At 66.9% G+C, this 21068-nt stretch carries 19 protein-coding genes; 9 read left to right on the top strand and 10 right to left on the bottom strand.

The window, feature by feature from the left end:
- Positions 1-3 precede the first annotated feature (3 nt).
- From GQS65_RS02730 to GQS65_RS02720, 3 genes are all read left to right on the top strand, one after another.
- Entirely contained in the window at positions 4-927 is a 924-nt protein-coding gene (locus tag GQS65_RS02730; RefSeq protein ID WP_158203144.1) for an ABC transporter permease, read from the top strand.
- Positions 924-1760 (top strand): ABC transporter permease, encoded by an 837-nt coding sequence (locus tag GQS65_RS02725; protein WP_158203143.1) that lies wholly within the window; start codon positions 924-926, stop codon positions 1758-1760. The genes GQS65_RS02730 and GQS65_RS02725 overlap by 4 nt, the downstream gene beginning before the upstream one ends.
- A gap of 81 nt (positions 1761-1841) precedes the next feature.
- On the top strand, positions 1842-2606 hold the full coding sequence (locus GQS65_RS02720; protein ID WP_158203142.1) for an SDR family oxidoreductase: 765 nt from the start codon (positions 1842-1844) through the stop codon (positions 2604-2606).
- A gap of 65 nt (positions 2607-2671) precedes the next feature.
- Here GQS65_RS02720 and GQS65_RS02715 read toward each other — a convergent pair whose 3' ends face one another.
- Positions 2672-3340 carry an EthD family reductase gene (locus GQS65_RS02715; protein WP_158203141.1) on the bottom strand — a complete coding sequence of 223 codons (669 nt, stop codon included), beginning with the start codon at positions 3338-3340 and terminating at the stop codon, positions 2672-2674.
- 157 nt (positions 3341-3497) lie between these two features.
- On the opposite strand from GQS65_RS02715, the gene GQS65_RS02710 reads away from it, so the two are divergent.
- Positions 3498-5159: an aldehyde ferredoxin oxidoreductase family protein gene (locus GQS65_RS02710; RefSeq protein ID WP_158203140.1), complete on the top strand. Its 1662-nt coding sequence runs from the start codon at positions 3498-3500 to the stop codon at positions 5157-5159.
- A 51-nt stretch (positions 5160-5210) separates the two neighbouring features.
- On the opposite strand, the gene GQS65_RS02705 is transcribed toward GQS65_RS02710, so the two are convergent.
- Positions 5211-6329: an ATP-NAD kinase family protein gene (locus GQS65_RS02705; RefSeq protein WP_158203139.1), complete on the bottom strand. Its 1119-nt coding sequence runs from the start codon at positions 6327-6329 to the stop codon at positions 5211-5213.
- A 205-nt stretch (positions 6330-6534) separates the two neighbouring features.
- Between GQS65_RS02705 and GQS65_RS02700 the strand changes: the two genes are divergently transcribed.
- On the top strand, positions 6535-7560 hold the full coding sequence (locus GQS65_RS02700) for an ornithine cyclodeaminase family protein (RefSeq protein WP_158203138.1): 1026 nt from the start codon (positions 6535-6537) through the stop codon (positions 7558-7560).
- A 37-nt stretch (positions 7561-7597) separates the two neighbouring features.
- Here GQS65_RS02700 and GQS65_RS02695 read toward each other — a convergent pair whose 3' ends face one another.
- The 5 genes from GQS65_RS02695 to GQS65_RS02675 form a co-directional block, all read right to left on the bottom strand.
- Complete coding sequence (locus GQS65_RS02695; RefSeq protein ID WP_158203137.1) at positions 7598-8407, bottom strand: amidohydrolase family protein; 810 nt, start codon at positions 8405-8407, stop codon at positions 7598-7600.
- A 91-nt stretch (positions 8408-8498) separates the two neighbouring features.
- Positions 8499-8987: a VOC family protein gene (locus GQS65_RS02690; RefSeq protein ID WP_158203136.1), complete on the bottom strand. Its 489-nt coding sequence runs from the start codon at positions 8985-8987 to the stop codon at positions 8499-8501.
- A 50-nt stretch (positions 8988-9037) separates the two neighbouring features.
- A complete protein-coding gene (gcvPB, locus tag GQS65_RS02685) occupies positions 9038-10675 on the bottom strand; it encodes an aminomethyl-transferring glycine dehydrogenase subunit GcvPB (protein ID WP_158203135.1) in 1638 nt (545 codons plus the stop codon).
- Complete coding sequence (gene gcvPA, locus GQS65_RS02680; protein WP_158203134.1) at positions 10672-12072, bottom strand: aminomethyl-transferring glycine dehydrogenase subunit GcvPA; 1401 nt, start codon at positions 12070-12072, stop codon at positions 10672-10674. Before gcvPA ends, gcvPB begins: the two co-directional genes overlap by 4 nt.
- A 123-nt stretch (positions 12073-12195) precedes the next feature.
- The gene (locus GQS65_RS02675; RefSeq protein ID WP_158203133.1) at positions 12196-13536 is read right to left on the bottom strand and encodes an aspartate aminotransferase family protein; all 1341 of its coding nucleotides are present in this window, start codon (positions 13534-13536) and stop codon (positions 12196-12198) included.
- A 232-nt stretch (positions 13537-13768) separates the two neighbouring features.
- On the opposite strand from GQS65_RS02675, the gene GQS65_RS02670 reads away from it, so the two are divergent.
- Both GQS65_RS02670 and GQS65_RS02665 read left to right on the top strand, forming a co-directional pair.
- Positions 13769-14683 carry a CoA transferase subunit A gene (locus GQS65_RS02670; protein ID WP_158203132.1) on the top strand — a complete coding sequence of 305 codons (915 nt, stop codon included), beginning with the start codon at positions 13769-13771 and terminating at the stop codon, positions 14681-14683.
- Positions 14680-15450: a CoA-transferase subunit beta gene (locus tag GQS65_RS02665; protein ID WP_158203131.1), complete on the top strand. Its 771-nt coding sequence runs from the start codon at positions 14680-14682 to the stop codon at positions 15448-15450. Before GQS65_RS02670 ends, GQS65_RS02665 begins: the two co-directional genes overlap by 4 nt.
- A 30-nt stretch (positions 15451-15480) precedes the next feature.
- Here the strand turns inward: GQS65_RS02665 and GQS65_RS02660 are convergent, their stop codons facing one another.
- Together GQS65_RS02660 and GQS65_RS02655 are read right to left on the bottom strand one after the other, a co-directional pair.
- Positions 15481-16674, bottom strand: coding sequence for a M24 family metallopeptidase (locus tag GQS65_RS02660; protein WP_158203130.1), 1194 nt, complete (start codon positions 16672-16674; stop codon positions 15481-15483).
- 74 nt (positions 16675-16748) lie between these two features.
- Positions 16749-17528: an SDR family NAD(P)-dependent oxidoreductase gene (locus tag GQS65_RS02655; RefSeq protein WP_158203129.1), complete on the bottom strand. Its 780-nt coding sequence runs from the start codon at positions 17526-17528 to the stop codon at positions 16749-16751.
- A gap of 80 nt (positions 17529-17608) precedes the next feature.
- Between GQS65_RS02655 and GQS65_RS02650 the strand changes: the two genes are divergently transcribed.
- Positions 17609-18382 (top strand): SDR family oxidoreductase, encoded by a 774-nt coding sequence (locus GQS65_RS02650; protein ID WP_158203128.1) that lies wholly within the window; start codon positions 17609-17611, stop codon positions 18380-18382.
- A gap of 854 nt (positions 18383-19236) precedes the next feature.
- On the opposite strand, the gene GQS65_RS22050 is transcribed toward GQS65_RS02650, so the two are convergent.
- On the bottom strand, positions 19237-20430 hold the full coding sequence (locus GQS65_RS22050; RefSeq protein WP_158203127.1) for a M24 family metallopeptidase: 1194 nt from the start codon (positions 20428-20430) through the stop codon (positions 19237-19239).
- 128 nt (positions 20431-20558) lie between these two features.
- Between GQS65_RS22050 and GQS65_RS02640 the strand changes: the two genes are divergently transcribed.
- Positions 20559-21068 (top strand): ABC transporter substrate-binding protein (locus GQS65_RS02640; RefSeq protein ID WP_233264993.1); only part of this gene is annotated, 510 nt, incomplete at its 3' end.

Here is a 21068-nt window from a genome sequence, read left to right as displayed (position 1 = left end):
CCGATGGGAATCAGAGACGACACGGAGCGACTGAACCTCTCGCTGGACTCGCTGGTCGGCGGCCGGTCGGTGTGGTTCGTCCCGGACGTCCGGTTGATTCCGGGGCTGGTGTGGGTCGTCTTCGTCCTCGGTGGCTCCATCCTGACGATGGTCCTCTACAGCTTCATGGTCGACCCGCTGTCCGGTGACTTCACCATCACCTTCGAGTTCTACCGCGAGTTCTTCTCGAAGGCGCTCTACCGGACCGTGATGATAGACTCGCTGGTCATCGCGCTGAAGACGACGCTCGGGACGCTCCTCGTCGGCTACCCGCTCGCGTACTACATCGCGGTCCACAGCGACCATCGGAACCTGCTGTTGCTCGTCGTCATCGCACCTATCTGGATCAACGAGGTCATCCGGACGTTCGCGTGGATGCTCATCCTCAACACGAACGGCGTCATCAACTACGTGCTCGTCGACCTGCTCGGCGTCCTCGACGACCCGCTCAGACTGATGAACACCGAGACGGCGGTGGTCATCGGTCTCGTCCACCCGCTGTTGCCGTACATGATCGTCCCCATCATCGCCAGCCTCCTCCGTATCGACTTCTCGGAGATAGAGGCCGCCCGAAACCTCGGCGCGACGAAGCTCCAGGCGTTCTACGAGGTGACGCTCCCGCAGACGGTGTCGGGCATCGCCGCCGGTGCGACGTTCGTCTTCGTGCTCTCGTCGGGAGCGTATCTCGCCCCCGTCCTCCTCGGCGGGAGCGGGAACAACATGATAGCGAACTTCATCGGCCTCATGTTCAGCGAGGGGCAGAACTGGAACTTCGGTGCCGTGCTGGCGGTCATCTACAGCGCCGTCATCGTCGTCCTGTTCGTCGCCGTCGGCCTGGTCGGTGACCTCGAACTGGGTGGGGCGACCGACCTGGAGGGCGACCAGTGAGCCCGTCGTTCAGTGCGCTACTGGGGCGTGTCGACGTCAGCGACCGGACCGCGGGGCGTCTGCAGCGAGCGGTCGCGGGCGGTGTTCTCGCGTTCCTCTACCTGCCGATCCTGATCGTCATCCTGCTGTCGTTCACCCCCGAGCGCAACCCGTCGTTCCCGATGCCGGGGCTCTCGCTGAAGTGGTACGAGGCGCTCGTCGAGAACAGCGCGTTCACCGACGCCATCGTGTTCAGTACGAAACTCGCCGTCGCGTGCGCGTTCGTCTCGGGGTTCGTCGGCCTGATGGCCGGGTTCGGTCTCGCTCGGACCGCACCGTCGGGTGGCTTCCTCGACGAACGTAAGCTTCGCATCCTGTTCAGTCTGCCCATCATCATCCCGTTCATCATCACCGGCATCGGTGGGCTGGTGTTCTTCAACGTCCTCGGCATCTACGGCAGTTTCACCTCGCTGCTCGTCGGACACGTGATGATCACGCTCCCGTTCACGACACTGGTCATCGCCTCCGGACTCAGCGGCCTCGACGAGTCCGTCGAGGAGGCGGCGCGCAACCTCGGTGCGACACAGCTCAGAGCGTACTACGAGGTGACCATCCCGATGATTATGCCCAGCATCGTCGCCGCGATGCTGTTCGCGTTCATCCTCTCGTTCAACAACTTCGTCCAGACGTTCTTCTGGCTGAGCTTCACCGACCAGACGCTCCCGGTGCTCATCTACGGTCGGATCCGGCTGACGTACGACCCCACGCTCAACGCCGTGGGGACCGTCCTCATCGTCTTCTCGCTCGTCGTCACCGTTACCGCCGAACGGGCGTCGAAACGCCTGTTGACCTGACGCCGCGTACGCGGTCGGTCTCTCCCCCCTTCGGACGCACCCGCCGGTAGCTACTTGCCGACGCGTCGGGTCGACTCGCGTATGACTGACCTGACGAACGAGGTCGCCGTCGTCACGGGTGGCGCGAGCGGTATCGGTCGGGCCATCGCGCTGACGTTCGCCGACCACGGGGCCGACGTCGTCGTCGCGGACATTACCTCGGAGCCACGGGAGGGCGGCGTCCCCACACACGACCGAATCGAAGCGGAGACGGACTCGTCTGCGCGCTACGTCGACTGTGACGTGCGTGAGGTGGCGGATCTCGAAGCGGCCGTCGACGCCGCCGAGGCGTTCGGCGGCGTGTCGGTCATGGTGAACAACGCGGGACTGACCCGCGTGGAGTCGTTTCTGGACGTCACCGAGTCGGCGTACGACCGTCTCATGGAGGTCAACGCCAAGGGGGCGTTCTTCGGGTCGCAGGTCGCGGCCAAGCGGATGGTCGACGGCGACGGCGGAGCTATCGTCAACATGTCGAGCGACGCCGGCCTCCAGGGGACGACGAACTCGACGGTCTACGGGATGTCGAAGGGTGCGGTCAGGACGCTCACCTACTCGCTGGCCGTCCAGTTGGGGCCGTCGGGCGTCCGGGCGAACGTCATCCATCCCGGCCCCGTCCGCACCGCACTCCAGAGTGAGGACCTCGGCGGGATGTACGATCTCGACGAGCACGGCGAGCGCGTCCCGCTCGGGCGCGTGGCGACCCCCGAGGACGTGGCGAGAGCCGCGCTGTTCCTGGCCGACCCGGCCGCGTCGTTCGTCAACGGCGAGTCGCTCATCGTCGACGGCGGTGCGTTCCGAACGCCGTAAGGATCGCCCGTCGAACGACTCGTGTCCACCTTCCGTCCCGACCCAGGCAGCCGTGGTCGGCCGATTCAGTCGTCGAGCGCCACCTGGACGAGCTCTTCGACCGGGTGAACCGTCGTCCACCCGACGACACCCCCGTTCGTCGGGAGCGCCCGCGTGATGGGACCTGCGAGGTCGGCCGCGCGTATCGGGCCGTCGACGCCCACCGTCGTCCGGAGTGTCTCGACGTCGTCGACGTACAGTTCGACGATACCCCCGTAGTCCGCCTCGGCCGGCGCGACTGGCGTCGCCGACGTGAACTTCCGAATCGAGGGGACGCCCTCCGGGTTGACGCCGTCGAGCCAGCCGTCGAGGAACGCCTCGTGCGAGCAGCCCTCCGCACGCGCGACGACGGCGACGAGTTTCGCCGACCGCGACCGGTCGCCGAGCGCGTCGTAGTGGACGGTTTCGGTGACGAGGTGCCGGTCGCTCCGCGCCTCGAAGCTGTCGACGTCGTTGATCGCAGGGTTGTCGCTGTCCGGTCCCAGTACCGCCTTGAAGGCGTCGACGTCGTCGAAGTAGAGCTCGGCGATACCGTCGTACGGGCTCGCTGCCGGGGCCACCGGGAGCGACGTCCGATACCCCCGGAGCCCGTCGAGTCGCTTCGCCAGTGGAACGTGGTCGGTCAGCCAGTGTTCGCGGAACGCCTCGTGGGTCATGTCTTCCCGTCTGACGAGGAAGGCCTGTAGTTTGATCACGACACCTGGTCACTTCTGCGAGCGCCGCCAAATACACATCGCCCTGCGGCCGCCTGCTCCCGGCCCGCTCGCCACTCGCTCCCTCCGAGCGACCCGGCGCGGCGACCACGCCGTCGCCGATACCCTTTAGACACCGCTTCCCCTGTGACCTACCATCATGCTTCACGCGAAAGGCGACCTCCTCAGCATCGACGTGAGCGACCGAACGACGACGACGACGGACGTCGACGACGTGTTGGAGTCGTTCATCGGTGGTCGGGGTGTTGCGACGCGACTCGCGCACGAACGCGTCCCCTTCGACGTGGACCCGCTCGGGCCGGACAACCGTCTCCTCTTCACGACGGGGCCGATGCAGGCGTCGACGATGTCGTTCACCGGTCGGATGAACGCGACGGCGGTCTCGCCGCTCACGAACGGCCTCTGCTCGTCGAACGCCGGTGGGTTCCTGTCGCGGAACTTCGCCGACACGGGCTACAGCGCGGTCGAGTTCGTCGGGGCGGCCGACGAACTCCTGACCGTCCACGTCACCGACGAGGGCGTCGAGTTCGTCCCGACGCCCGACCTCGCGGGAGCGACCGTCTCGGAGACGCTCGGGACGCTCGAACGGGAGTTCGACGTGAGCGCCGACCAGACGGCGGTCGTCGGGCCGGCCGGCGAGAACGAGGTCCGGTTCGCCTCCATCATGACGTCGAAAGAGCGTGCGTTCGGCCGGGGTGGCCTCGGGGCCGTCCTCGGGGCGAAGAACGTCAAGGCGGTGACGTTCGACGGCGACTCCGCTCCCGACGTCGAGATACCGGCCACGCAGGCGGAGGTCCACCGCGAGGCCGCGACCGACGACCACATCATGAAACGGCAGGGGACCGTCTCCGTGATGGACCTGGCGAACGAGGTGGAGGGCCTGCCGTCGTACTACTTCTCCGAACGGCAGTTCGAGGGCGTCGAGGGTATCAACGGCGCGGCCGTCGAGGCCAAGAAGTACAAGAAGGGGACCTGTTCTGCCTGTGCGTTCGCCTGCAAACTCCCGACGCGGGACGAGGAACGGGGCATCGAGACGGAAGGCCCGGAGTTCGAGGTGGCGATGGCGTTCGGGTCGAACGCCGGCGTCGACGACATCGTCGACGTGATGAAGTCGAACAAGCTCTGTGACGAGTTGGGTCTCGACGCCATCTCCGCGGGGAACACCATCGCGGCGTATCTGGCGGCCGAAGACGAGTTCGGCAACCGCGACCTCATCTGGGAGCTCGTCGAGCAGATCGCCCGTCGGGAGGGGGTCGGCGACACGCTCGCGGAGGGCATCGATCGCATCGCCGACGACCTCGGCGTCGACAACTGGTCGGTCAAGGGGATGGACTTCGCCGCCCACGAGGGGCGCGTCCTCAACGGTCAGGGGCTCTCCTATGCCGTCTCCAACCGCGGAGCCGACCACATGTACGCGACGTTCTACTCGGTCGAGTACCCGCTCGTCGACGAGGACGAGGCGCTCCTGCCGGATGGGACGCTCGGCAAGGCCGGTCGCATCGCCCACCAGGAGGACAAGATGGCGCTCTGTGACAGCGGCGTCGTCTGTAAGTTCTCGCGGGACTACATGACCCCCGACCGGTTCGAGACGCTGTTCGGGGCGGAGTTCGAGACGCTCCTCGACGTCGGCGCGCGGACGGTGGCGCTCGAACGCCACTTCAACAACCAGCGTGGCTTCGACCGCTCGGACGACCGGTTGCCGTACGACCTGCCGGACTTCGAGGCGGCGCTCGACGAGTACTACGGCGAACGCGGGTGGACGGACCGGGGGACGGTGCCGGAGGCCGCCGTCGAGTACTGAGCCGACCGCATCGTCCCCGTCTGTCGTCGGACACTGGGCACCTCTACGCGGTCACCCGGCCATCTCGACGACCATCGTCCGGCCACGACCGGTCACGACCCGGACGTAGCCGGTGAGTTCGGCGTCGACGTCGTCGTCGCCGGTGTCGGCGTACAGCGGTCCGTCGAGCGAGAGGAGTTTCTCCTGCGTGGCGAGGATAGTGACGTTCTCGACACCCACGCGCTCGACGACACGGCCGCTCAACTGCTGGTTCCCGCGCCCGAACACGAACCCCTGGCCACCGATGACCCCGACGACGATTTCGGCGTCCACGCCGTCGAGCAGTTCGAGGAGGTCCGCCTCGTTCACGTCCCGACCCACCAGTTTCCCGTCGCGGACGACGTCGACGCCGAGCAGCGAGTGTGGGAGGTCGAGACGGTCCATGACAGCGCTGGTTGTCGTCCCCGGCCCCACGACGTAGTAGCGGTCCGGTTCCATCCGCTCGACGACTGCGGCGGCGATAGCGGCCTTCGCCGCGTCGTCGCTCGTCCCGCCGCCGGACTTCGGACTCTGGACGAGGCGTCGCTGTCGTGGGACGCGCAGGTAGCCGTAGAGCGTCGCCGAGAGACGGTCCTCGCGGAACGCGGACTCGTCGATGTCCATCACCTCCCGGAGGTCGACGCTCGTGACCTCGTCCCGGACGAACGCCGCGAGGAGTCGGCCAGCAGCCCTCGGTGTCGGCGCGAACACGCCGGAGTATATCTTCACACCCGTGGGGATGCCGACGACCGGCACTCGCTGGTCGACCGCGTCGGCGACGTCCCGTGCCGTCCCGTCGCCGCCGGCGAAGACGAGCAACTCGACGTCCGCATCGACGAGTGCGTCCGCGACACGCCTCGTGTCGGCCGCCGTCGTCTCGTCCCCCTCGAGGCTCGTGACGACGGTCGGTTCGAACCCACGGGACGTGGCGACGGTCTCGCCCATCGGCCCCGGCCCGACGAGGAGGTCGACGCCCACTCCCTGTGCGGCGAGTTCGTCGAGCGCCTCCCCCGTCCGGTCCGGCGAGACGGGTTCGGCACCGAGTTCGCGCGCCCGTTCGAGGACCGAACGGCTGTCGGTCCCCTTGAGGCCGACTCGCCCGCCCATGCCGGCGATCGGGTTGACGACCAGTCCGATGCGCGTCTCGCTCATACACGGCAATCACCACCCCCGGACATGAAGCTCACGGCGAGCGACTCGGGCGACCGCCGTCCGAGTGAACTCGCCGTCGTCTCCCGGAGTCGCGTGAGCGACCGGCCGAAGTGGACCGTTCGCGGAGCGAGTCCACCCGCTCGGCCGACGGGGGTCGCTCGTGGCAGAGAAAAGGTTAAGCGTGGCCACTCTGTCGTCTCGTACGATGGTAACACGAACCGCAGACCCTGGTACCCTGCGATTTCTGAGTCGTGAGGACGTCGAGACTGCCCTCGACGCCGGCCCGTGTCTCGACAGAGTCGAGCAGACGTTCCGGTGGGTCGGTGAGGGCCGCGTCCAGCAGTCGAACCCGTTCGACCTCGACGTCTCCAGCGCCGACGACGAGTACGGTCTCGGGATGGTCCAGTCGTTCCCGTCGTACGTCGAACCGCTCGGTGCGGCCGGTCACAAGTGGCTCGGCTACATCGAGCGCAACGCCGCACGTGACCTGCCGACCATCAACGCCATCGACGTCCTCAGCGACGCGGAGACCTCGCTACCGGTCGCCGTGATGGAGGGCCAGTCGGTGACCGCGATGCGGACGGCGGGCCACGCCGCCGTCGGCGCGAAGTACCTCGCCCGCGAGGACGCCTCGGTGCTGACCGTCGTCGGGTGTGGCGACCAGGGCCGGACGCATCTAGCGATGATGAACGAACTGTTCGACCTCGACCGTGTCAACGCCTGCGACATCGCCGACGAGGTTCGAGAGCCGTTCGTCGAGGAGATGGGCGAGCGGTTCGACGTCGACGTCGTCGGCTACACCGACGCGGAGGCGGCCGTCGAGGGCGCGGACCTCATCTGTACCGTCACGTCCGCGACGCAGCCTATCGTCAAAGAGGAGTGGGTGACGCCCGGAACGCACGTCGCGGCGACCGCGGGGTTCTACGACATGGAACCGACGCTCAGTGGCGCGGCGGACAAGTGGGTCGTTGGATGGTACGACCGTGACCTCAGTTGGCTCGCGGGGGAGACCGAGGACGACTGGACGGCCGACGGCTACAGCGTCGACCCGGACGACATCCACGCCGACCTCGTCGAGGTGATGCGAGGCGACGCTCCCGGCCGCGAGTCGCCCGACGAGCGGACGGTCATGACCCACAAGGGGATGCCCGCGCTCGACACCGCGACGATGGAACTGGTCTACGAGCAGGCCGTCGAGGCGAACCTGGGCACCGAGATAACGCTGTTCTGACCGCTCTTCGGGTCGACGACGTCGGCCCGCGACTCGTTTAGTCGTCGAGGAGACGGCTCGCGTTCTCGGAGACGATCGCCTCGGTCGCAGCGTCGCTCAACGGCAGGGCTCTGAACCGCTCGATGGCGTCGAGCGAGTCGAAGGGGAAGGCACTCGCGTACAGCACCTTCTCCCGGATGAGGTCCTCGGCGGCCGCGACGAACGGCTCCGCGCCCGGGAAGAACTGGTAGATGGACCCGTCGATGTAGACGTTCGGGCGTCGGTAGGCCAGCGCGACGAACTCGGTCGGGCGCGGCCAGGCGGCGTGCGAGCAGACGAAGGTGAGGTCGGGGAAGTCGGTGGCGACGCGGTCGACGCGGGCCGCGTCGTGGCTGTCGCCGACGGTCCCGACGTTGGGACCGAGCGTGAGGACGACCGGTACGTCGAGTTCAGCGGCTTTCGCGTACAGGGGGTAGTTGGTCCGGGCGTCGGGGGATGTCGGGTCGAACGACACCCCGGAGAGGTCGAGGTCCCGAACCGCCCGTTCGAGTTCGCGCGTCGCCGCCACGACGTCCGTCTCGCAGTCGACGCCAGCGAACCCGACCAGTCGGTCGGGGTATCGGTCGACGCAGTCGGCGACGTAGTCGTTCGTCACGCCGCGAACGACCCGCCCGTCCTCGACGGTCTGTCGACCGGTGAAGACCGCCCGGTCGACGCCTACGTCGTCGAGCGCCGAGACGAACGCCTCGAGCGTGTCCGTTCCGGGGTGGTCGTGGCCCGGAACCAGGTCGAAGAAGTCGTAGTCCGGCGGGTACGCCGCCATGTACTCGCTCGTGTTCGGTCGTGCTCGGAAATCTGTGACTGTCATCGTATCGCACTCGGCGGGCGTCAACGAAGAACGTTGCTCCACCCGATGGCGGCGAGCGTCGCCACCGACGGGGTGGCGAGGTCCGACGCGTTCACCCCAGGTTGCTGTAGACGCGTTCGTCGCTCTGTGGGAACACCTCGACGAGGTTCCCCCACGGGTCCCGACAGTAGATCAGCGTGAAGTCGTCGTCCTCGTGGTTGACGCCCCACTCCTCGGAGTACGCCTCGCCGCCGTGTTCCTCGATACGTTCGGCGAGGCCCGACACGTCCGGATCGATTATCGAGAGGTGGAACAGCCCCGGCGCTCTCGGGTCGGGGTCGCTCTCGCCGTCGGTCTCGTCGAACTCGAACAGTTCGATACCGATCTGGTTCCCCGTCGAGAGGTGGGCGATCGTCATCGTCCCGAAGTCGCCGAGCAGGTCGGTCACCTGTCGTCCGAAGTAGCCCTCGTTCTCGATGGTCGTCGGCTCCATCACGACGTTGAACCCGAAGACGTCCTGGTACCACTGCGTGGCGGCGTCGATGTCCGAGACGGTGAAGCCGACGTGCGCGAGGCCACGTGGATAGGGTTTCTCTGCCATACCGGCTGAGAGGTACACTGCCTGATGAAAATACGTTTCGGTGGAGGCGGTCAGTCCTCGTGGTCGCCGAACTTCCGCTGGTACGCCCGCCACGTCATCGCCCACTGGTCGGGGTCGTCGATACGCTCCTCGTCGACGCGGTCGATGGACTGGTTGTGCGGGGCCGTCTTGACGCGTTCGGGGTCGTCGTAGGCCTCCTCGGCGATGCGCCGGAGCGCCTCGGCGTACGTCTCGATGTTCTCCTTCGAGTGCATCTCGCCGGGTTCCGGCGTGAACGGTTCGTCGTACGTCCAGGGGTCGTGGCTCATCCAGTAGGCGTCGATGCCGAAGTCGGTCAGGCGACGACGGATGTCGACCGTGCTGACGCCGGTGTCCTCGAACAGTTCACCCCAGCTGTACCGCGTCATCTCCATCCGACGCTGTGTGACGTTCTCGACGGTCTTCGCCAGCCCCGGAACGTCCTCCAGCAGCGTTTCGAGGTAGTTGTTCCCGAGCACCGAGAGGTTGCTCGCCTCGACGATTCCCTCCGCGCCCATGCTCCGGACCCACACGTACGCCTTCATCACGAGCGGGAGGTTGCCCCAGAACTCGCGGACCTTCCCGACGCTGTTGGGCCGGTCGTAGTCGAGGGAGTAGTGGTCGTCGGCCTCGTCGTACTCGACGAGCGGGGTCGGGAGGTACTCGACGAGTTCCTCCCGACAGCCGAACGCGCCGGCGGCCGGGCCGAGCCCACCTTTCGGGTTCCCGAACGTCTTGTGGAGCATGTAGTGTGAGGCGTCGAAGCCGACGTCGCGTGCTCTGGAGATGCCCATCGTACTGTTGAAGTTGGCCTGGTCGTAGAAGCAGAGGCCGCCGGCGTCGTGGACGATGTCGACCCACTCGTCGACGTTCGGGTTGTAGACGCCGAGGTCGTTCGGGTTGACGATCATCAGCGCGGCCGTCTTCTCGGAGACCGCCGCCTCCAGCGCCTCGGTCGACGGATAGCTGTTCTCGCCGGGCTGGAGCGTGACGACGTCGAACCCGGCGACGTCCGCCGTCGCCGGCAGACAGGCGTGTGAGTAGAGCGTCGTGACGATCTCGGTTCGCTGGTCGAGTTCGCCGCGGTCCTCGAGGTACTTCCGGAGCAGGCTGGTGAAGACGAACGCCGACTGCGTCCCGCTGGCCGGCTGGAACGAGAACCGGTCCATCCCCGAGAGCTCCTGCAGGTAGCCGTCGAGTTCGTGGGCGATCTCCAGCATCCCCTGGAGCGTGTCGTCGTCCTGTCTGGGGTGGAGGTTCGAGAGGTGCCGCTTCTCCAGTTGCTCGTTCATCGTCGGGGCGTACTTCATCGTACACGTCCCCCACATGCTGATGTTGGTGAACCCGAGCGTCTCCTGGGCCAGGTGGAGGTAGTGACGGACCACGAACGGTTCGGCCACCTCCGGGAGCGCGGGGTCGTCCTCGCGGGCCACGGCGTCGGGGAGGTAGTCCGCGGCCGACCCGACGGTGTCACGGACCGCCGATTCGGCCTCCGGGAACGTGATACCGCGGCGTCCCGCCGCACCCATCTCCATGATGGAGGGTTCGTCCCAGACCTTCGCGTGGTACTCCCGGACGGTCCCACCACGGCGGCCCTCGCGTGCGCCCTCGTTCGTCGCTCGCTCCGCCTCGTCGTCACGCGGGCGCTCGTCGGTGCTGGGGGTGCTCATGCCTCGACCACCTCCGTGACCGCGTCGACCAGTCTGTCGACGTCGGCCTGCGTGTGGACCTCCGTGACGCAGTAGAGCGCCGCGTCGCCGAGCGTCGGGAACTCCTCGCCGAGGAGGACGCCACCGAAGATGCCCTCGGCCTTGAGGTGGTCGTTGACCTCGCTGGCGGAGACCGGAGCGTCCTCGAAGTCGACGACGAACTCCTTGAAGAACGACGGCGAGAGGCGGACCTCGACGCCGTCGATGGCGGAGAGCCGTTGGGCCGCGTAGTGTGACCGCTCGACGACGAGTTCGCCCAGTTCGCGGAACCCGTGCTTGCCGAGCAGCGACATGTAGACGGCGTTGGCGATGGTCCAGAGGTAGACCGACGTCCCGGTGTAGTCGTTGCCGTCCTCCCGGAGACCGTACGACGACCGGTGGAGCTGTTCGGGCATGAACGCGTACCCCAGTTCGCCCTCGGTCGCGGTGTTCGTCACGCTCAACAGCAGCGTCGGGTACTCGACGACGTACTCCTCCTCGTCGCGGCTGGCGATGAAGCCGCTGCACGCTCCGCCGTTCATGTGGATGCCGAGGGGCTGTGTCGTCCCGACGACGATGTCCGCACCGTGGGTCGCGGGACTGTCGAGGACGCCGAGCGTGATGGGGTCGACGCCCGCGATACACTCCGCGCCCGCTTCGTGAGCGACGTCGGCGATGGTCTCGGCTCCCGACTCGATGGTACCGAGATACGACGGCGACTCGTAGTAGACGGCGGCGGTCGAAGACGAACAGCGCTCTCTGAGGTCGTCGAGGTCCAGTTCCCCGGTCTCGGGGTCGAACGCGACCGTCTCGATGGTGAGTCGTCGCTCCCCCGACGAGAGGCGACTGTAGTTCTCCATCACGCTCTGTCGCTCGGGGGAGATGCTCTCGGGGACGAGCACCTCCGTCCGCCCGGTGAGCCGGTGGGCCATCCGCATCGCGAACCCGGCGGCGTTCCCCCAGCTGTAGACGGGGAGGCCGACGGCGTCGAGTTCGAGGAGTTCGCCGAGTTGGCTACAGAACTCGAACCACGCCTGGTTGCGCCCCTTGTCCGACTCCGGCGACCCCCACTCCGACGTGAGGAACTCCCGGCGCTCGATGATCTCGTCACAGACGGGCGGGACGTAGTGCTGCCAGCAGCCCGCGCCCTTGAAGTTCAGGTTCGACTCGCAGGTCTCGTTTCTCTCCAGCAGGCCGCCGACGTGCTGTTGGAGCTCTATCTCGGTCATCGGCTCCGGCAGTCCGAGTTCGCCACGGAAGCGCAGTCGCTCCGGTATCTGTTCGTACAGTTCCTCGACGTCGCTCGCGCCGACCGCGGAGAGCATCGCCGACGTCGCCTCCTCGGTGGCGTTCGGCATGTGAGGATGGTGTGTCGCCATGTGGTACGTCAGTTGAGGTCATGGCACATAGAATTTTCCGTGGTGGCGGGAGTGAACGACTCGCTTGCCGTCGGTTTCCTCGACCCCTCACGACCGGACGGGAGAGGAGGCCCCGCGGTCTGCTCAGGTGGCGGCTTCGACGTCGTCGAACGCGGCGTCGAGGCGGTCGAGCATCTCCTCCATCTCGTCGCTCGTGATCGACAGCGGCGGGGTGAGTCGGAGGACGTTGCCGTGGGTGCCACAGCGCGAGACGAGCAGCCCGCGTTCGTGAGCGGCCGCGCGGACGGCCTTCGCCCCCTCCTCGGCCGGCGCTTTCGTCTCTCGGTCCTCGACGAGTTCGAGTCCCAGGTGGAGGCCCTTCCCGCGTGCGTCGCCGACGAGCTGGTGGTCCTCCTTCAGTTCCTCGAAGCGGTCGAGCGCCTCGTCCCCGACCGTAGCCGCGTTCTCGACGAGTCCCTCCTCGTCGATGACGTCGAACGTCGCGTTCGCGGCCGCACAGGCGATGGGACTGCCGCCGTACGTCGTGTAGTGGTCCGCCGGTGCCATCGTCTCGCTCACTTCCTCGGTGCCCATGAACAGGCCGAACGGGACGCCGCTCGCGATGCCCTTCGCGAGGGTCATGATGTCGGGGTCGACGTCCCAGTGCTCGACGGCGAACAGCTTCCCGGTGCGACCCATCCCCGTCTGGACCTCGTCGGCGAAAAAGAGGATGTCCTCTTGCTCACAGATCTCCTTGAGGTACGGCAGGTAGTTTTTCGGTGGGACGACGATGCCGCCCTCTCCCTGAATCGGCTCGACGACTACCGCGGCGACGTCGTCGTTCGAGTCGTACTTGATCACCTCGTGGACCTGCTCGGCGGCCCACTTGCCGAACTCCTCCTCGTCGGCGAACCGGTCGCCGTACCGGTAGTAGTTCGGCGAGGGAATCTTGTAACAGCCGGGCATGTGCGGGTTGAACGTGTGCGTGTACTTGTTCTGACCGGTGAGCGCCATCGCTCCCGGTGTCCGACCGTGGAACGACCCACGGAGGCTGATGAACTCGCTCTTTCCGGTGGCCTTCTTCGCCAGCTTGATACCGCCCTCGACGGCTTCCGCCCCCGAGTTGCCGAAGAAGGTGTTCTTCAGCGCCCCCGGGGAGCGGTCCGCGAGCGTCTGGAGCAGGTCCGCCATCGGTTCGTGGTAGAAGTAGTACGACGACTGGACGTAGTTCGCGGCCTGCTCCTGAATCGCCTCGACGACTCTCGGGTGGGAGTGGCCGGTGTTGACGACGGCGATGCCCGCGACGGCGTCGAGGAACTCGTTCCCGTCGACGTCCCACAGTCGAACGCCCTCCCCCCGGTCGAGGACGAGGTCCTGCTGGCCGTAGACGGCGGGCATCAGGAGGTCGTCGGTCGTCCGTTTCAACTGCTCCCGGTCGACGTCACGTCGTGACCGTGACGCCGCATCGTGCTCAGAATCACTCATATGAACGACCCGAACTATCCAATCACGGCGGTTATACTTTTCGGGGGTGCTCACGTCCGTCTCGTCTCCCGCCACGAGGTGGTCGTCCGAGGGTCGGTGTCGACGCTGAACACCGCCTCACGGCGGACACGTGAGCGACGAGCGGCCGAACCGACCGACATAGCTAAGTCCTCAACGAATGCTATCGATACGCACGGAGTGAAATCATCGTAGTCATGGAGTATCCAGAGATATGAGTGTGTTGACCACGACGGCCGATGCCGTCTCCAGTGCTATCGACGACGGGGACACCGTCTACCTCGCGGGGTTCACCCATCTCATCCCGTTCGCGTCGGGCCACGAGATGATTCGAGCGGGGCTGCGCGACCTCCACCTGGTTCGCGCGACCCCGGATCTGGTGTACGACCAACTCGTCGCCGCCGGGTGTGCCTCGAAGGTGACGTTCTCGTGGGCCGGGAACCCCGGTGTCGGGAGCCTCCAGGCGTTCAGGCGCGCCGTCGAGGACGGCGTCCCGAACGAGATCGAGATCGAGGAGTACTCACACTACGGGCTGACCGCTCGCCTGGCGGCCGGTGCTCGTGCGCTCCCGTTCATGCCGGTTCGGACCTACGCTGGCTCCGACCTGCCCGCACACAACGACAACATCCGGCGCGTCGAGGACCCGTTCGGTGGCGGCGAACTCCACGCCGTCCCGCCGCTCACCCCCGACGTCGCGGTCGTCCGCGCACAGCGAGCGGACGAGAACGGCAACGCCCATCTCTGGGGCATCTCCGGGGAGATAGCGGACGCCGCGATGGCCGCCGAGACGGTCGTCCTCAGCGTCGAGGAACTGGTCGACGAGTCGGTCATCCGGAGCGACCCGAACCGGACGACACTGACGAACCGCGACGTCGACTACGTCGTCGAGGAGCCCTACGGCTCGCATCCGTCCTACGCACAGGGCTACTACGACCGCGACAACGATGCGTATCTGGAGTGGGCGGAGGCGTCGGCGTCACACGAGTCGGTCGAGGCCTGGCTCGACGAGTGGGTGTACGGCGTCGACTCGCGGCGCGAGTACCTCGAACGACTGGGTGCGGACCGACTGCTCGACCTCCAGCCGTCGACGGCGTACACGACGCCCGCGAACATGGGGCGATACCGATGACCGACGCCGACTACACCGCGACCGAGGCGATGGTCGTCGCCGCCGCGAGGGAACTCGACGACGGCGACAGCGTCCTCGTCGGTGTCGGCGTCCCCAACCTCGCGTGCAATCTGGCGAAACGAACGCACGCGCCCGACCTGCAGATGGTCTACGAGTCCGGGACCATCGACTCGAACCCCTCGAAGCTCCCGCTCTCCATCGGCGACCCGGTGTTGGCGTCGGGGGCGCTCCGTGTCGTCCCGATGTTCGACGGGTTCACGACGTACCTGCAGGCGGGTCGCATCGACGTGGGGTTCCTCGGCGGCGCACAGATCGACCGCCACGGCAACATCAACTCGACGGTCATCGGCGAGTACGACGACCCCGTGGTGAGGCTTCCCGGAAGCGGAGGCGCCTGCGATATCGCCAGCAACGCCCACCGGACGATAATCATCACGCCTCACGAGGAGCGTCGGCTCCCGGCCGAGGTCGACTTCGTGACGAGTCCGGGCTACGTCGGTGGGCGCGAGGGCCGCGCGGAACTCGGCCTGCGCGGCGGTCCGTCGGCCATCATCACCGACAAAGCGGTGCTGCGGTTCGACGACGACGGTGTCGCGTACGTCGAGACGCTCCACCCGGACGTCTCGGCCGACGAGGTCCGGGCGGCGACCGGGTGGGAGGTCGAGATCTCCGACGAGAGCGCTCGGACGGCCCCACCGACGCCCGACGAGGTGGCGACGATTCGAGACGAACTCGACCCGCAGGGCGTCTACACCGGAACCGACTGAGCGGCCGGGAGTCGGTCTCCACAGCGCGTCTCAGTTCGCGTCGAGCACCCAGGGGTCGGTCTGCTGTTCGGTCATGAACCGGGCACCGTCGGCTGTCACCTGGACCATCTCTTCGAGGGAGATGCTCCCGTAGTCGGTCTGGATGCCGAGTTCGAGCGTGTAGACCTCTCCCTCACGAACTTCGCCGTAGGGAGCGTCCCCGTAGCGGTCCCACTGTGGCCCGAGGTACGTCCCACCGTCGTGGACGTAGCGGCCGACCTGGTGGCCCAGCCCGTGCTGGTACTCGGGCCAGCCTCGTTCGGTGAGGTACTCGCGGGCGGCCGCGTCGACTTCGTAGCCCTGCACGCCGGGTTCGAGCGCGTCGAAGCCCGCCCGAATCGCGTCCCGTGCGTCGTCGAAGTCGGAGCGTAGGCCATCGGGAATCTCAGTCTCACCGGCCGGCTGGTGGTAGTAGACACGCTGCATGTCCGAGGCGTACTCCTCTCGGATGACGCCGAAGTCGATACGCATCACCTCGCCGGGCGGAATCGTCACGTCGCCGGGCTTGGCGTGCCCGTACTCGCCTTCGACGCCCGCAGTGACCGCGGGGCAGGTCTCGGCGTCCCACGACGTGACCAGACCGAGGTCGGCGACGCGTTCGTGGACGAACGCGGCGGTTTCGGCCTCGGTCCACTCCGGTCGCCACTCGGTCTGGACCTCGCGGAGGATGCCGTGAGCGGTGTCGACCGCACCCTGGATACGCTCGGTCTCGGTCTCGGACTTCCGGCCGCGAACGGACTCGACGATGGGTGCCGCGCTGACGAGTTCGATTCGGTGGTCGGAGGCGTCGATGTACTCCCGAAGCTGTTCGTAGAGACCGAGCGAGAGGCCGTCGGCGGTCGGGTTGGCCTTCGAGTAGTTGAGCCCGAGCCGCTTCGGTTCGACCTCGTCCAGCACCTCGTGGAACGCCGACTGGAGCGACGACTCGTACGGGTAGACCTCGTGGACGCCGTGGGCACGGACGTTGTCGGCGTCGTGCGTCTCGGTGATGGCTATCTTCCGGCCCGTCGCCGTGAGCAGCACCATCCCCGGCCAGACGAACCCCTCGCCCAGAACGAGCGGGAGACAGGGCTCCCCGAGGTTGTGTGTCTCTCGTGCGAACGTCAACCAGCCGTCCAGTTCGGCGTCCCGAAGTTCGGCGACGGCCTGGTCGGTCTTCTCCGCGAGTATCGAACTACTCGACATGGCGTAGACAATCGTGAGCGACTACATAGTCGTTTGGTCCGGGAGAGCCGCTCTCGGCTCCGAACGTCCCAGAGCTACGCCGCGAGGTAGCCGCCGTCGACGTAGAGTTCGACGCCGTTGACGTACGAAGCGAGGTCGCTGGCGAGAAACAGCGCCGCGCTCGCGACCTCCGAGGAGCGTCCGAAGCGACCGAGCGGGACCGCCTCGACCGGTGGCCCGTGACTCGGGGCCGCGTTCTCGTCGCCGTCGGCCTCTGGTTCGTCCGCCCCCGGCCCCATCGGCCGTCGCATGTACCCCGGATGGAGGGAGTTCGTCCGGATACCTTCGGGTCCGTAACCGACCGCCGCGTTCTTCGTCAGGACCGTAACCCCGCCTTTCGCGGCGTGGTACGCGGCACTGTCGCCCGCCCCGCCACGCACGCCGTATATCGAGGAGACGTTGACGATGCTCCCGCCACCGTTCGCCCGCAACAGCGGGATGGCGTGTTTCATGCCGAGCCAGACGCCACGCAGGTCGACGTCGACGACGTGTTGCCACCCGTCGACCGTCTCGTCCGTTATCGACTCGCTGCGAGCGACGCCGGCGTTGTTGACGAGACAGTCGAGAGCCCCGTAGTCGGCCTCGACGGTCCGCACGAGTGCCTCCCAGCCGGCCTCCTCGGAGACGTCGAGTGTGACCGCGACGGCCTCCCCGCCGCCGTCTCGAATCGACGCCACGACCCGTTCTGCGTTCTCCGTGTCGACGTCGGCGACGACGACCGACGCCCCGTGGTCCGCGAACAGTTCCGCTTCGGCCCGACCCTGGCCTCGGCCGGCCCCCGTGACGACCGCGAGTTGCCCACTCAACAGACCCATACTCGTGATAGGTTCGCCCGACGCTATCAGTCTTCGCACCATCCGAACAGTGATAGTCGTCGGGTCGGTACTGCGTAGCGATGTCCCGACTGTTAGGCGGTTCGACGGTGGTGGTGACCGGCGGTGCGAGCGGGAACGGTCGTGCGATCGCGCTCACCGTGGCCGAGTACGGAGCGGACGTGGTCGTCGCTGACCGCCGGCGCGACCCCAGAGAAGGTGGCCGCCCGACCGACGAACTGGTCGCGTCGGAGACCGACGGCCGTGCGACCTTCGTCGAGTGTGACGTCACGTCGCTCGACGACGTTCGTGAGGCCGTCGGGGCCGCCGACGAGTTCGGCGGTATCGACGTGATGGTCAACAACGCCGGCATCATCAAGATGGGACACATCACCGACCTCACGGTCGAGGATTACGAGGCGGTGATGGGTGTCAACGCGAGGGGCGTCTTCCTGGGGTGTAAGGCCGCCGCCGAGCGCATGATGGAGGGCGACGGCGGGAGCATCGTCAACGTCTCCAGTACGGCGGGCATCGTCGGCGTCCCGAACAACAGCATCTACTGTGCGTCGAAGGGCGCGGTCCGGCTGCTCACCTACGCGCTGGCGACGGAACTCGGCCCCGACATCCGGGTCAACGCGATTCACCCCGGAACCACCGAGACGCAGATGGTGACGAGCGACGTCGAAATCGTCGGAACCGAGAAGGGCGAGCGACAGCAGGAGTCGATTCCACTCCGACGCTTCGGCCGGCCGAACGACGTCGCCGACTCGGTGGTCTACCTCTCGAGCGACCTCGCCTCGTACGTCACCGGTGCGTCGCTGGTCGTCGACGGTGGCGTCCTCCAAGGCATCCACTGACAGAGCGAGACCGCCAGCGGTAGCGGATACGTCGACTCTCCCCCGGTCTCCTGGTTCGGACTGCCGTCCGCGAGTCCGGTGACCCGAGAGCCCACGCCACCGTAACCCGGAGACGAGCACCACCCGGCCGGCGGACCGTGTTCTCCACTGTCCTGTCGAGTGACCGACGTGCGTACCGGTCGGAAACGGCCGTGGAACCCTCCCTACGGCCAGTACGGACGCCTCGCGTCGAACGCCGGCCGCCTCCAAGCGTTTCTCAGGAGCGAACGGAGACGACGAACGACCCTCCCACTTCACCACAGATCCCACGCTGGTCGGCGCAGGCGGACCCTCGGTGTGGCGACCCGCTCTCGGTGAGGCCGGTCGTCTGCAACGCCCACGAAGGGCACACTGGTGACCGCTCTCGCCGGAGGATACGGACATCGAACCCCTGAGACTCGGTCCGTACCACCTCGCCTGTCGTCCGATGTGTCGCTCCGACGGGCCGATTGAATAACATGGCTATGCTTGTTACGTCGATCGCTGGCGGTCGGAGCGCCAGGAAGTGTGCCGGAGTTCGTCCCGAGCGGGGTCCACGGGAAGGCCGGTCGCTGCCGAGAAACGGTGTCGAACGACCGGAGAGCCACCGATACGGCCTGAGATGGCAGAGAGTCACGTCGCTGCGTGTCGAGCGGTACTCGGACGCCACTCCCTGGCTCCCGACGAGCGTTTCTCGATGGCGAACGCCGGTTCGACAGGAATACGGGTTCGACGCTGCTCCCGGTGCGGGTCGTCGGTCACCGGTCGCGGTCGCTCGGCGGACGTTCGTCGGGAGACGAGAGAGCGACGGGTGGCAGAACCGCCCGAGTCGGGGGCTACGCTTCGAGGCGGTGGAGTTCGGTCTGCGGGTCGACGAACCACTCCGCGCCGTCGCTCGTCACGACGGCCATGTCCTCCTGACCGAGGTAGCCGTACTCCGTCTCGACGCCGAGTTCGAGCGTGTATATCTCACCTTCGCGGACGACGCCCCGGGGAGAGTCACCGTAGCGGTCCCACAGCGGGCCGAGCAGGGTCCCGCCGTCGTGTGCGTTCCGGCCGACGTTGTGTCCGACGGCGTGGCCGTACTCCGGCCAGCCACGGTCGGTAATCTCGTCACGCGCGGCGTCGTCGACGACGTGCCCTTCGACACCGGGTGCCAGCACGTCGAACGCGGCGTTCACCGCCGCCCGAACGTCCTCGAACGCCGACTGGAGGTCGTCTGGAATCGGTTCGCCCTCGGTCTCCGGGTAGTAGAACAGGCGCTGGATGTCCGTCGTGTACCCCTCGTACTTCACGCCGAAGTCGACGTGGAGGACCTGTCCCGGGCGGAGCGTGATGTCTCCCGCCATCGTGTGCCCCATCTCGGAGTCCGACCCGGCGTGGACCGTCGGGCAGTAGTCCCACGACCACGCGCTCCCGAGGCGCTGTTCGCGCATCCGGTCGTGGACGTACTCGGCGACGTCCGCCTCGGTCCACTCCGGTGTCCACCGCTCCGTTGCTTCCGCCAGGAGTTCCTGCGTCAGTTCCGCCGCCCGGACCATCCGCTGGCGTTCGATGGGGGATTTGTCGCTCCGGAGGCGTGTGACGACCTCGTCGGCGCTCGTCAGTCGCCCCTCGTAGTCGGTGCCGTCCAGCAGGTCGACGAGGCGTCGGTACATCCCGTGAGTGAGGCCGTCGGCGATGGTGTTGTCCTCCGCGTAGTTGACGGCGATCTCGTCGGGGTCGATCTCCGCGAGGAGGTCGTGGAACTGCTCACCGAGCGACGACTCGTACGGGTACACCTCGTAGGTGTCGAGCGCACGGGCGTTGGGGGCGTCGTGTGACCCGATGATGGTCGCCGTCCGTCCCTCACTCGTGACGAGGACCATCGTCGGCCAGACGACGTCGAAGCCGAGGAGGAACGGGAGACACGGCTCTTGAATCTCGGTCGTCTCACGACAGTACGTCAGCCAGAGGTCGGTGTCGGTCTCCTGCAGTACGTCGACGGCCTGGTCGACTTTCTCGGTGATGAGTTCGCTATCGGACGTCACGTCTATCCGGTGTGTTCACGTCGGACAAATGTCTTCCCCTCTCGGCGGTCGCGCTTCGCGTCGGTGTCCGGTACACTCCGGAACGTGAGAGTTACAGTTAAGAGCAGGAACGGGCAAATCGAGGTAGCATGACTCAGGACAACGAGTCGCATGGCAGTAGTACCGACATCTCGAGACGGCGACTCGTGCAGTTCGCTGGAGCAGGGTCGCTCGCGTTGCTGGCTGGCTGTACCGGCGGTGATTCGGGGGCGAACGCGACGGGGACCGGTGAGGGTGGTGGGTCGACCGGAACCGACGGCGGGTCGGGCAGTACCGACGGGACGCAGTCCGGCGGGTCGAACGACGGGGGGAGCCTCACCGTCCTCCAGAGCAACTCGCCGCCGGAGTTCGACCCCATCCTCGGACTCGGCATCTCGTCGGCGATAATCGGCCAGAACGCGTTCAGTACGCTGTACACCTACGACGACAGCCTCGAACTCGTCGGTGCGGACCTCGTGACGGGCCTCCCCGAGACGGAGAACGACGGCCAGCGGTACGTCGTCGAACTGGTCGACGATGCGACGTTCCACAACGGCGACCCGGTGACCGCCGAGGACGTCATCTACTCCTTCCAGGCCCCCATCGGACGAGGGGTCGTG

The sequence above is a fragment of the Halomarina oriensis genome (genome assembly GCF_009791395.1).
Taxonomy (GTDB): domain Archaea; phylum Halobacteriota; class Halobacteria; order Halobacteriales; family Haloarculaceae; genus Halomarina; species Halomarina oriensis.
This window is presented reverse-complemented; position numbering and strand designations above follow the sequence as displayed.

Bases quoted from the DNA above. Each gene is read 5' to 3' on its own strand.
- GQS65_RS02730 (WP_158203144.1), top strand. From the start codon at position 4: ATGGGAATCAGAGACGACACGGAGCGACTGAACCTCTCGCTGGACTCG.
- GQS65_RS02720 (WP_158203142.1), top strand. From the start codon at position 1,842: ATGACTGACCTGACGAACGAGGTCGCCGTCGTCACGGGTGGCGCGAGC.
- GQS65_RS02710 (WP_158203140.1), top strand. From the start codon at position 3,498: ATGCTTCACGCGAAAGGCGACCTCCTCAGCATCGACGTGAGCGACCGA.
- GQS65_RS02705 (WP_158203139.1), bottom strand. From the start codon at position 6,329: ATGAGCGAGACGCGCATCGGACTGGTCGTCAACCCGATCGCCGGCATG.
- GQS65_RS02700 (WP_158203138.1), top strand. From the start codon at position 6,535: ATGGTAACACGAACCGCAGACCCTGGTACCCTGCGATTTCTGAGTCGT.
- GQS65_RS02695 (WP_158203137.1), bottom strand. From the start codon at position 8,407: ATGACAGTCACAGATTTCCGAGCACGACCGAACACGAGCGAGTACATG.
- GQS65_RS02690 (WP_158203136.1), bottom strand. From the start codon at position 8,987: ATGGCAGAGAAACCCTATCCACGTGGCCTCGCGCACGTCGGCTTCACC.
- gcvPB (WP_158203135.1), bottom strand. From the start codon at position 10,675: ATGAGCACCCCCAGCACCGACGAGCGCCCGCGTGACGACGAGGCGGAG.
- gcvPA (WP_158203134.1), bottom strand. From the start codon at position 12,072: ATGGCGACACACCATCCTCACATGCCGAACGCCACCGAGGAGGCGACG.
- GQS65_RS02675 (WP_158203133.1), bottom strand. From the start codon at position 13,536: ATGAGTGATTCTGAGCACGATGCGGCGTCACGGTCACGACGTGACGTC.
- GQS65_RS02670 (WP_158203132.1), top strand. From the start codon at position 13,769: ATGAGTGTGTTGACCACGACGGCCGATGCCGTCTCCAGTGCTATCGAC.
- GQS65_RS02665 (WP_158203131.1), top strand. From the start codon at position 14,680: ATGACCGACGCCGACTACACCGCGACCGAGGCGATGGTCGTCGCCGCC.
- GQS65_RS02660 (WP_158203130.1), bottom strand. From the start codon at position 16,674: ATGTCGAGTAGTTCGATACTCGCGGAGAAGACCGACCAGGCCGTCGCC.
- GQS65_RS02655 (WP_158203129.1), bottom strand. From the start codon at position 17,528: ATGGGTCTGTTGAGTGGGCAACTCGCGGTCGTCACGGGGGCCGGCCGA.
- GQS65_RS02650 (WP_158203128.1), top strand. From the start codon at position 17,609: ATGTCCCGACTGTTAGGCGGTTCGACGGTGGTGGTGACCGGCGGTGCG.